Raw genomic sequence first — 9894 nt, forward strand, 5'->3', positions numbered from 1 at the left:
CGAAAAATCGTCAACGCAGACTTTTTCCTCAAAAATCCATCCATTCTATCCCAAAACACTTCCGTTTTAGGGCTATTCCTAAATAGCTCAGCCAAAGCTTTAGAATATTCAGAGTATCCAACGCTTGATACACAAAAAAGTAATACAATATTTAATAACATTTTATTTTTTAAATTAATCATTTTTAATATCCTAAAGTTAGAAGTTTATGCATCGATTACTAAAAATAATTTATACTGTATATTTAACTGCCGATAAATTGAAGACAATTATTTGTATAAAATGTGAAAGGAATTGTCAACAAATCATTTACACGTCATTGATATAGAGCAAAAATCAAACAAAATATTAAATTTTTTATGGTATACAAAGTATACTTTAAAAATAAAATTATTTTTATTTGTATTGCTTACTATGTAGTAGTACCATTATTTTTTAAATTTAGTATGAAAACGGGATTTGAAAGAATGCAGCCATAGCCTCGTAGAGTTTATCAAACTGGTCAATTTTGTTCTTAACTCATCTTTTCATATTAGCTCGAAATTTTTCTATTAGATTCAAATCGGATGAGTATGGCGATAAAAAGACGAGTTGACAACCTACAGATTAGAGCAACTCTTTTGTTTTTTGTGATCTATGAAATGCAGAATTATCCATTATTACAATTTGCCCAAGTTTTAATTCCTTAACCAATAACTGAGATCCGCAAGCTTCAAATAATTTTGTATGAAAAAAATCATTCAATACCATAGGTGCTATCGATTTATGATTAACATACTCAGCTCTAATATTTGTCCGCTGATAATAGTTACCGCTCTTTTTGGCAGCAAGCTTCTTCGCTTTTCTGCCCCACCCTCTGTTCTGCACAAATAGTCATCTCAATACCGCTTTCATCAATATATAAAAAACTTTTTGACGGTATACTTTTTATAGTTTTTTTATATTGCTCTCATTTTTCTTGGCTTGCTTCCACATAGGTAAAGGTTTTTTTTTATAGCTAAAGCCTAGCTTCTTTAACCGCCGATACACAGAACACACACTAATATTAAATAGTTTTGCTATCTCTGCTAATTTTTTGTCTTCATTGGCCTCAACATAAACCCTTAGCTTTTCTGGGTCTATCTTGCCCTTGCTGCCTAAGCGTGGTTTAGCTTTAATGGACCCTGCTTCTTGGTACCTCATCCACCACCTATTTACGCTACTTTTACTAACTTTAAATATCTTGGATGTCGTGTTTTGAGTGTTACCAAGCTTAATATATTCTATTACTCTCTCCCTTAGATCTACGCTGTATTGTTTCTTTGTCATTTCCTCTTAAAAATAGCATCTTCTTGTCCCGTTTTCAAGCTAAATTACTATATATAAACGCGTTGACATTATCTACCTCTTTAGACAGAATATACCATATATCACATTGCAATTCAACTGTTCTTGCTATACAATTTTTTAGGAGATTAACGATGCTACCTTTCCAAATACTTTTTCGGAAATATAAGCATTGAGGCGCGTTTCTTCGTGCTTTGAAACGGCTGTTAATATTTTTTGGTACGGTTCTATTTTGTCTCGGTTTTTTCACTTGGCTTGGCTAATTTTGTTTACAGAGCTTAGACAAGATTTTTAAGTTTTTCTAAGAAAATTTTACGCTTAAAAACATTTATTATATTTTTTCGCTTTCTAAAATCCACCCCCCCCCCAACATGCGCGTTCCTTCGTAAAACACACAAGCTTGGCCAGGAGCAACCCCATACTCTAGCTGATTTAAAAAGACTTTTTGTTGAGAAAATGAAAACGAAGCCGGAATTAAAGCCCCAGAAGATCGTACTCGAGCATAAAGATCTATGGGATCCTCTGTGCGATCTGGAGCGATCCAGTTAATGTCTTCCAATTTTAAAACATTACGTCCTAAAATTTCTTTAGGCCCCACACGTAAAACGTGATTTTCTACATCCATTCCCACTACATACAAAGGTTCTAAAAATCCACCAACGCCTATGCCTTGGCGTTGTCCAATAGTAAAGTAGGCAAGTCCTTTGTGTTGCCCTAAAACACGTCCATCTTCATGAACAATAGGTCCCGGTGTCAAAACTATTGCCTCTTTTTCCATCCAAGACTGATAAGAATTTTTTGCCATAAAGCACAAATCTTGACTCGCTTGAACGTAAGCATTTTTAAAACCACGATTAAATGCTTGTGAACGAACCTCCTCTTTAGAAAGTGCTCCCAAGGGAAATAGATGGTTTTGAATATGTTGAAACGTTAACATGAACAGAAAAAAACTTTGATCGCGTTGTTCATCTCTGCCACGATGTAACTCTACCCCATGTTCTTGCTTTCTACGTTGAACATAATGACCTGTTGCAATATATTGTGCACCAAATTTTTGCATCGCACGCCATAATGTTTCTGTTTTTACATCTCGATTGCATTTTGCGCAGGGCAGCGGAGTTTTTCCTTTTTGATAAGACTCCAAAAAAGGAATAACAATTTTTTGACGAAATAAATCTTCTTTTTTTAAAACGTGATGAGAAATACCTAAAATTTCCGCCGCTTCTTGCGCACGCTGAATAAATGCCAAAGGATGGCAATCTCTTTTTGCTTGCGGAGTTTCTTCTATACTTTGTTCGTAATCGTATAGTTTTAGCGTGACACCAATAACGTCATACCCCTCTTCTTTTAAAAGACCTGCAGCAAGCGTACTATCTACTCCTCCAGACATTCCAACAACGACACGAGCAGAACTCATGATTTATACTCCTTTAGAAAATTTTGAAACAATGCATTGTTTAACTGTATATATTGGTCCTGATCTTTTTGAAGCATATAGATAATTTGATGATTTAATTCTTTAATAAAACGTTGACTGGCATCTTGCTTCCATTCTTCAAGAAGAGTCTGACACTGTGTTTGAAAACGAGCATGCTCCCAATTTTCTCTATTCATCAAGTCTTGCTGAAAATTTTTTTTCATTTGATCGATATGTTGTTCCATATGATGCAAAAAAGATTCTTTTTTTGTTTCGAATTGTTCCAAAACGGATTGAGCATCCTCTAAGCGATCTCTTGCTTCTTTTAAAACGTGATCTGCTCTTTGAAATTCTTCCATTATCGATTTTCTGTACGCTTCCAATTTATCTATTAAGGTGTTCCATCCAGGTTTTGCCAAAAAAATACATAGCAATATAAACGCTACTCCCACCATGAAAGTGGCATCAAAAAAATTATTGATTTCCATGATTTTTCTCTTTTTGCTGTTGAATAAGGACTTGAGCAATATCTATAGCATCTTTTTTAAGCTGTTCTGAAAACGTATGTTCTAACCGACTTAATTCTTCCTTCACTTTAGATAATTCAAGATCGAAGCGTTCTTTAAGTTGTAAAAGATGTTGAGTAACCGCTTTTTCTTGCGTTTGCGCTAAAGATCGAATTTGGTTTTGAAAATTTTTTTCTAAAGCATCTTGCTGAGCATCACATTGGGCGCGAATTTGAGTACTTTTTTCATGCAAATGACGTGCTTCTTCCATTATGTCGCTAACTTGAGTGGAACGTATTATTTGAATACTACGCACACGGGGAACAATCCACCAATGCATTGAAGCCCAAAGCACCCCAAAACACACACATACCCAAAAGATTTGAGAAGAAAAAAACTGAGAATCAAACTGAGGCATTCTGTTTAGCTCCCCCTTAAATAGTTGTTAACTGAACAATATAACAAAAGCAACGGAAAGAGCAAATAACGCAACAGCTTCTGTCATAGCAACACCAATCAATCCTAACGCGTAAACTTTTTCTTTGGCAGCTGGATTTTGTGAAATACACTGAACTAATGTCGTAAAAATTTTACCTACCGCAATACCTACAAGTCCTAACGGTAGAACTGCAATTGCTGCTGCAAGATATTTAAAAGCTAAATCAGACATTTTTTATTCTCCTAAGCAAAAACATATTTTCGTGTTTATTAGGATACTAAAATTTTCGTCTCAGGGAAAGCCCGGAAGTTTTTTATTACAAAGTCATTATTTTTTGATAAGAATCAATATAAAAGAAGTTATTGTAAAATAATTAGGTTATAGATTTTTTGTAAAAACAAAAAAACTTATATTAAAAATATAATAACGTCTATAACCAAAAAATAAATTTGAATTTTTATTTTAAAAACTTAGAGAGAACAACACACTTATGAACTCAGACTGTTAAAAAAATATTTGAATTCAATATATTAAAATTGTTTAAAAAATGCAAATTTTTGTTTCGTTGAAAACTAAATTCACTCCAAATTTTATGAATCTTAACGTTTTATCTAAAAATTTTTCTTACACCTCAAGAAGGCTTTGATTTTATCCTCGTATTCCATACTACAAAAATACTTCCAATGGCAAAAAAAATACACAAAAAATATACTGCTGAAATCCCAAATATCTTTAAAGTAACTTGATCACAAGATACGCTTGGTTTTGACAAAAAATCTTCCATTTGAGCAGCTAGTGTTTCTCCAGAAGGGACAGCAGCTTTGCAAAAAGAAGCCAATGGCAACCAATGATTTTGAACAGCAAGGTGATAGCATGTAACACTCAATCCAATTCCCCACATTCCCAACGCTCCCCATCCAAATTGCAGGCATATCGTCCAAATTCCAGTAACACATAACAAAATTCGCTCTACATGACACAATGTGCAGCCAGCATAACCAAAAAAATAATCAAGAAAATATGCAATAATCGCCATTACTAGCGCAACGGTTCCCATTGCGTATAATAACGTATTCAAAGAATAAAATGAGTCATTTTTTATGATAAACATGTTTTTACAAGTTTTTTTTTCTTAAGTATAATGACATATTTTCAAAATTTTCTATAGTTTTTGCTTCGTCTTAATTTTTTTATTCATGAATTTTCCCCATGTACTGTAAATAAAAGAAATTTTTTAGATCTTACAAATTTTAGCAAAAAATTAAAAAGATAACGATAAAATAATTCAAAACCTAACGAAAGTAGAAAAAATGCAGAAAAAAATTTTTTTATTTATCTCAGTCTTAACGTCTAGCGTCGTTTTTTCCAACCCACCTGCTGCTCCCGCCCCTGCACCTGCTGCCCCTGCTGCGCCTGTCCTGACTGCGCCTACTCCCGCTCCTGCTCCCGCTCAGCCACAGCCTTCTGATGATCTTTTTGTCCCTTCTTCTGCAAAAGGAGGGAACGCAAACCTGGAGCAACGTATGGATGCTATGGAAAGCGTATTTTCAGATATTTGTAAACGCTTTTCAAAGGAAGAAGGTCCATCAGGAATGGGAGCTGCTGAACCCCATGCGCCCGGAGTAGCGAATCCGCAACCAGCTTAATTTTAGTTTTTAGCTCGAATTGCACTAAAAACAGCTGTTATAGGAAACCTAAGAATTTGTGCGCAAATCGTTGAATTATCGCAAACGTATGAATTTTTAGGGAAATTCGTAATACGTATATTAAAAATAGTTGCATTATGATAAAGTAAAAAAAGTACTAATTGACTAATATAAGTCCTGGCAGAACTCAATTTTCTGCCTAATTCATCGCTTCATATTTTCCAAGAATTTCTCGATTAAATTTAAATCAGGTGGATAATGTGGTAAAAAAAACTACAACGAGCAGATTCAAATAATTTTCTAGTTTTTTGAGATTTATGAAATGAAGCATTATCCATCATCACGATTTGTCCCGGTTTTAATTCTTTTATCAAAAATTGTGCTACCCAAGCTTCGAATAATTGTGTGTTAAAAAAATCGTTAAAAACCATCGAAGCAATCGCTTTATTGTTTATTAAATCCGCTACAATATAAGTTCTTTCGTAATATTTATCGCTCTTTTTATCAACAAGTTTTGCAATTTTTTTGCCTCATCCTCTATCTGTGCAAATGGTTAGCTTTATCCCAATTTCACCAATGTATACAGGATTTTCACCTAATATAGTAGTGTAGCATGGAAATGGGGTTTGAAAGAATGCGGAAATAGCCTAGTAAAATTTATCAAATTGGTTAATTTGGTTCTTAACCCATCTTTTCATATTAGCCCAAAATTTCTCTATTGGATTCAAATCAAGTGAGTATGGCGGTAAAAATTAACTGACAACCTACAAATTCGATCAACTCTTTCGTTCTTTGTGATTTATGAAATGCAGCATTATCCATTATTACAATTTTTCCAAGTTCTAATTCTTTAATCAATAACTCTTTTACTCATCGTTCAAATAATTTTGTATGACAAGAACTTAAATACCCTAGATGCTATCTATTTATGATTAACATACCCAGCTATAATAGTTACCGCTCTTTTTGGCAGAAATCTTTTTCTCCTTTCTGCTCCATCCTGTTTCTGCACAAATGATCACCTCGCTTTCATTAATATATACAAGACTTTCTGACGGTATGCCTTTTATAGTTTCTGTATATCGCTTTCATTTTTTTTGGCTTGCTTGCAAGCAGATAACAGTTTTTTATAGCTAAAGCCTAGATAGTGTAGTCACGAGATATTAGCCCATAAAGCGATACATCGAATTTGTACTGCTGCCAAGAATGATCTGACATTTTTCGCATAACGGCTTGCAATACTGCGCCAGCGCTTGAGATGGAGAAATGCATTTCCAACAAGATGCCGCAACTTGTATAAATCTTTATCATAGCCTGTGGCAACGGCGCTGTACTGCCTTAAGTTTAGCAAAAAAATTCTCGATCAAGGAACGGATTTAAAAGAATATTTATCATAATTTAAAGGCTAAAAAAGATTCTTTTTAGGTAAAATCACGGACTCACGCCCCTTTTCTTTAAGTTTTTTCTGCCCCCTCGTCAGCATCGTACAGCTTTATCGGAAAGCACAGCATCAGTCTTCACAAGATGATCGGAAACCTTCCAAATCATGGTCCTGATTTTGTGTAAGGTGAATAGAGACCGAATTTCCATGGGCATCACACGATGCATGAATTTTGCCCCCACAGAGAAGCGTCCAATAGCTTAATTATGCTTTTTTAGAGCCTGAGCTATGTTGTGGGCCCCAACAATTTTGCATTGATCATCTCTTACTCATGATCAGCGTCCTAAGACAAGGCTTCAAAGATCTTTTTTATACGTCCTTTCGCTTCAACGGGTAAAGCGGATGTGGATGGCTTTAAAATCACCAAACCTTGGCGGATCACGACACAGAATTTCCCAACGATAACGGCATAAAACAGACTCAACAAACAGGAGATTATCCTTGGCTGTACGCCCCCACATCCCCCGGTTTTCCAGGTGAATTCTCTTTTATCGGATCTTACTGATCATCTCGTAACGCATAACGTCTCATTTAACACACATTTCCTTTGAATTTTTATTAAATTCTCAAAAAATATCCAAAAAAGCCAACTTAATTGAGGGCTGGCCCTACTATATCCTTATTGACGTCCCAATTTTGGTGCGTCAATTTTGTTTACAAAACCTAGCTCATACTTGTTTTTTGCAAACTTTTCCATAAGTTTCCAAAATTGCTAATAACATAGTCCAGACAGTTTGTTGAAAACTAGATTGTCCTACTAAAATTCCACTCAGCATATGAAGATCTAAAATTTCTTTTAAATTTTCTGGGCGTACACCTCCTCCATAAATAAATCCCTGAGAATTTTTTAAATGAGATTTTAAATACTGAAGCGCTTGAACAAGATACCCACAAGATGGAGGAATCTTTCCCCCAATAGCCCAAACAGGTTCGTAAGCAACAAAAAAAGGAGACGCAGAAGAAATAGAAGAAAGATAAGAAATTTTTTTTGCAAGACTATACCAAGCAGAAGGAGCTTCTTCTCCAATACAAAAAATAGGAACCAAATTTGACTCCCAAGCGCGCTCCATTTGTTTTTCTAAAATATCTAAAGATTCTTGTCGCTCAGAATGTCCAATCAGAACATAACTACACCCAACATCTTGAAGCATGTTAGCATTTATTTCTCCAGTAAACGCACCTTTTAAATTGAAACTACAAGTTTGCGCTCCAAGACTATATCCTACGGGAAGTCTTTTTTTCACAAGATCTAAGTAAACAAAAGGAGGGCACAAAACCGGACGAACATTTTCAGGAGCAGAAAGACGTCCAATTGCAGAAATAAACTGATGAATTTCTTCTACGCTTCCCTGAGATTTCCAATTTCCAATTAATAATTGCTTCAGCATACTCAAAAATAACGTGCCCAGGGCAGGAATCGAACCAGCGACACAAGGATTTTCAGTCCTATGCTCTACCAACTGAGCTACCTGGGCTACAATCAAAATTCTACAGCATTATTTTCAAATGTCAAGCAAAATGTTTGATATCGAAAATTCCTATCTTTCAATATATTTAGCATAGTGAACATGTTTGTGTAAGGAAAAAGTCCAGCCATAGTAAATCAAGCTGAAATTTTTGAATAAAGACAAAGCACGATATTCAGTGTAAGGTAAGAGACGCTATAAGAGCAGGCAATTGGAGAGCAAAAGGAAGAACCAACGTAATACAAGCGTTGGTTGGCAGCGCTTTAATCGCCATAGGGTGAGAGATCATTTTCCTCATGGATATTTTAGCGCCCAATTTATCTGAAAAAAGTATGAGTATTATGGATAATGTATCTTTCCACACAGAATAAAAGGCATGCAAAAAATGATTGAAGCCTACACACATACTGTACCTTATCTGCCACTATACCAGGGCCTACGCATAAAGAAAATGTATTCTACAACTGTGTTTAAAAGATGTATATTTGTCTTAACTTAAGCAGAGCGTTTAAGGAAATGAGAGAAATTATAGAAAGCCATTTTAGTTCATTGGAAGATCCCCGTTCCTCAAGGAACCAACGCCACCCTTTTATGACTTTGATAGCATCTTTGTGGTATCGACAGTTTTAGTGGAATGCAGGATTTTGTTGAGATGCATAGGGAAGCGTTGAAAAAATATTTCGACTTTCCGTCTGGTGTGCCAAGTCACGATACTTACCAACGGCTTTGGGATAATTTATGCTCCAATCAATTTAGAGAGTGCTTTGGCGCTTTTGTAGAAAGTCTTCAAAAAATAACGAGTGACATTATGAATATCGATGAGAAAACGATCAGGAATAGCTCTTCAAATAAGCCTCTTCATCGTGTAAGTGCTTGGTGCTATAAGAATAAAATGGTGTTCGCCCAAGAGAACGTGAATGAAAAAAGCAATGAAATCAAAGCCATTCCAAAATTGTTAAAACTTTTAGATCTTGAAAATAAAATCATTACGATCAATGCCATGGGAGCTCAAAGGGACATGTGTCAGAAAATCGTTGAGAGGAAAGGTGATTATGGTATTTCACTCAAAGGCAACCAAGGAACATTGTTTGAAGATGTTAAGCTCTTTTTATCTGAGTTAAATAACCACGAATTCATTAACGAAAATAATGACAAAGGCCATGGAAGAATTGAACAGCGTGTGGCCGTTGTTTCACATCATACAAAGTGGCTGAATGACATTCATCAATGGCCTGGTTTAAAATCCATAGGTCGCATTACCTCAACGGTGCTTCGTAAAGGGAAAGAATCGAAAGATACCCAATACTATATTTCATCAAAATTATTAAGTGCTTTTGAACTGAATGAGATTGCCCGTCAGCATTGGGAAATTGAAAATCAACTTCACTGGGTTTTAGATGTTGTTTTCAATGAGGACAAAGCCTGCATTCGGAATGACTGCGCTGCCAAAAATTTGGATATACTCAGAAAATGGGCTTTAACCATACTGCATAAATCAAAAGATAAGCCAGAAAACTCGATCAAGTCTATCATGCGCAAAAATTCTATGTATTTTAAACATCTTATTCATTGTGTCAACACAATTCTTCATGGGTAGGCCCTGATTATAGTCGTATTTTGGCTTGACAATATTTTTTTTTATATTAATATTTG

At 35.1% G+C, this 9894-nt stretch carries 16 protein-coding genes, 1 tRNA gene and 1 pseudogene; 3 read left to right on the plus strand and 15 right to left on the minus strand.

Annotated features, from left to right (window positions below; translation table 11 throughout):
* The 8 genes from P618_RS07775 to P618_RS01940 form a co-directional block, all read right to left on the minus strand.
* Positions 1-182 (minus strand): hypothetical protein (locus P618_RS07775; RefSeq protein ID WP_156918962.1); only part of this gene is annotated, 182 nt, incomplete at its 3' end.
* Between the two features lie 424 nt (positions 183-606).
* Entirely contained in the window at positions 607-867 is a 261-nt protein-coding gene (locus tag P618_RS06580) for a transposase (protein WP_021828025.1), read from the minus strand.
* A 60-nt stretch (positions 868-927) separates the two neighbouring features.
* Complete coding sequence (locus P618_RS01910; protein ID WP_021828026.1) at positions 928-1308, minus strand: IS630 transposase-related protein; 381 nt, start codon at positions 1306-1308, stop codon at positions 928-930.
* Positions 1309-1657: 349 nt separating this feature from the next.
* Complete coding sequence (gene mnmA / locus P618_RS01920; protein WP_021828028.1) at positions 1658-2743, minus strand: tRNA 2-thiouridine(34) synthase MnmA; 1086 nt, start codon at positions 2741-2743, stop codon at positions 1658-1660.
* Complete coding sequence (locus P618_RS01925; protein ID WP_021828029.1) at positions 2740-3231, minus strand: hypothetical protein; 492 nt, start codon at positions 3229-3231, stop codon at positions 2740-2742. The genes mnmA and P618_RS01925 overlap by 4 nt, the downstream gene beginning before the upstream one ends.
* Entirely contained in the window at positions 3218-3667 is a 450-nt protein-coding gene (locus tag P618_RS01930) for an ATP synthase subunit B family protein (protein WP_021828030.1), read from the minus strand. Before P618_RS01930 ends, P618_RS01925 begins: the two co-directional genes overlap by 14 nt.
* Positions 3668-3694: 27 nt before the next feature.
* Positions 3695-3919: an ATP synthase subunit C family protein gene (locus P618_RS01935; protein WP_021828031.1), complete on the minus strand. Its 225-nt coding sequence runs from the start codon at positions 3917-3919 to the stop codon at positions 3695-3697.
* A 400-nt stretch (positions 3920-4319) separates the two neighbouring features.
* Entirely contained in the window at positions 4320-4799 is a 480-nt protein-coding gene (locus P618_RS01940) for a disulfide bond formation protein B (protein WP_021828032.1), read from the minus strand.
* A gap of 199 nt (positions 4800-4998) precedes the next feature.
* Between P618_RS01940 and P618_RS08285 the strand changes: the two genes are divergently transcribed.
* Positions 4999-5334: a hypothetical protein gene (locus P618_RS08285; RefSeq protein WP_021828033.1), complete on the plus strand. Its 336-nt coding sequence runs from the start codon at positions 4999-5001 to the stop codon at positions 5332-5334.
* 242 nt (positions 5335-5576) lie between these two features.
* On the opposite strand, the gene P618_RS05955 is transcribed toward P618_RS08285, so the two are convergent.
* From P618_RS05955 to P618_RS08785, 7 genes and pseudogenes are all read right to left on the minus strand, one after another.
* Positions 5577-5855 carry a transposase gene (locus P618_RS05955; RefSeq protein WP_075260880.1) on the minus strand — a complete coding sequence of 93 codons (279 nt, stop codon included), beginning with the start codon at positions 5853-5855 and terminating at the stop codon, positions 5577-5579.
* A 126-nt stretch (positions 5856-5981) separates the two neighbouring features.
* On the minus strand, positions 5982-6062 hold the full coding sequence (locus tag P618_RS09165) for a hypothetical protein (RefSeq protein ID WP_084024559.1): 81 nt from the start codon (positions 6060-6062) through the stop codon (positions 5982-5984).
* 425 nt (positions 6063-6487) lie between these two features.
* Positions 6488-6646 (minus strand): annotated as a pseudogene (locus tag P618_RS06590) (IS5/IS1182 family transposase); the annotation flags it as partial.
* A gap of 164 nt (positions 6647-6810) precedes the next feature.
* A complete protein-coding gene (locus tag P618_RS08780; protein WP_275574323.1) occupies positions 6811-6942 on the minus strand; it encodes a hypothetical protein in 132 nt (43 codons plus the stop codon).
* Positions 6943-7443: 501 nt separating this feature from the next.
* Positions 7444-8163 carry a triose-phosphate isomerase gene (locus tag P618_RS06600; RefSeq protein WP_075260881.1) on the minus strand — a complete coding sequence of 240 codons (720 nt, stop codon included), beginning with the start codon at positions 8161-8163 and terminating at the stop codon, positions 7444-7446.
* Between the two features lie 14 nt (positions 8164-8177).
* Positions 8178-8250: transfer RNA gene (locus tag P618_RS01965), tRNA-Phe, on the minus strand.
* Positions 8251-8416: 166 nt separating this feature from the next.
* The gene (locus tag P618_RS08785) at positions 8417-8539 is read right to left on the minus strand and encodes a hypothetical protein (protein ID WP_275574324.1); all 123 of its coding nucleotides are present in this window, start codon (positions 8537-8539) and stop codon (positions 8417-8419) included.
* Between the two features lie 179 nt (positions 8540-8718).
* On the opposite strand from P618_RS08785, the gene P618_RS07785 reads away from it, so the two are divergent.
* Together P618_RS07785 and P618_RS01975 are read left to right on the plus strand one after the other, a co-directional pair.
* On the plus strand, positions 8719-8871 hold the full coding sequence (locus tag P618_RS07785) for a hypothetical protein (protein ID WP_156918964.1): 153 nt from the start codon (positions 8719-8721) through the stop codon (positions 8869-8871).
* Between the two features lie 4 nt (positions 8872-8875).
* A complete protein-coding gene (locus tag P618_RS01975; RefSeq protein ID WP_075260882.1) occupies positions 8876-9838 on the plus strand; it encodes an ISAs1 family transposase in 963 nt (320 codons plus the stop codon).
* Positions 9839-9894 lie beyond the last annotated feature (56 nt).

The sequence above is a fragment of the Holospora obtusa F1 genome, from assembly GCF_000469665.2.
GTDB lineage: Bacteria > Pseudomonadota > Alphaproteobacteria > Holosporales > Holosporaceae > Holospora > Holospora obtusa.

Bases quoted from the DNA above. Each gene is read 5' to 3' on its own strand.
- P618_RS01910 (WP_021828026.1), bottom strand. From the start codon at position 1,308: ATGACAAAGAAACAATACAGCGTAGATCTAAGGGAGAGAGTAATAGAA.
- mnmA (WP_021828028.1), bottom strand. From the start codon at position 2,743: ATGAGTTCTGCTCGTGTCGTTGTTGGAATGTCTGGAGGAGTAGATAGT.
- P618_RS01925 (WP_021828029.1), bottom strand. From the start codon at position 3,231: ATGGAAATCAATAATTTTTTTGATGCCACTTTCATGGTGGGAGTAGCG.
- P618_RS01930 (WP_021828030.1), bottom strand. From the start codon at position 3,667: ATGCCTCAGTTTGATTCTCAGTTTTTTTCTTCTCAAATCTTTTGGGTA.
- P618_RS01935 (WP_021828031.1), bottom strand. From the start codon at position 3,919: ATGTCTGATTTAGCTTTTAAATATCTTGCAGCAGCAATTGCAGTTCTA.
- P618_RS01940 (WP_021828032.1), bottom strand. From the start codon at position 4,799: ATGTTTATCATAAAAAATGACTCATTTTATTCTTTGAATACGTTATTA.
- P618_RS08285 (WP_021828033.1), top strand. From the start codon at position 4,999: ATGCAGAAAAAAATTTTTTTATTTATCTCAGTCTTAACGTCTAGCGTC.
- P618_RS08780 (WP_275574323.1), bottom strand. From the start codon at position 6,942: ATGCATCGTGTGATGCCCATGGAAATTCGGTCTCTATTCACCTTACAC.
- P618_RS06600 (WP_075260881.1), bottom strand. From the start codon at position 8,163: ATGCTGAAGCAATTATTAATTGGAAATTGGAAATCTCAGGGAAGCGTA.
- P618_RS08785 (WP_275574324.1), bottom strand. From the start codon at position 8,539: ATGAGGAAAATGATCTCTCACCCTATGGCGATTAAAGCGCTGCCAACC.
- P618_RS07785 (WP_156918964.1), top strand. From the start codon at position 8,719: ATGTATATTTGTCTTAACTTAAGCAGAGCGTTTAAGGAAATGAGAGAA.
- P618_RS01975 (WP_075260882.1), top strand. From the start codon at position 8,876: ATGCAGGATTTTGTTGAGATGCATAGGGAAGCGTTGAAAAAATATTTC.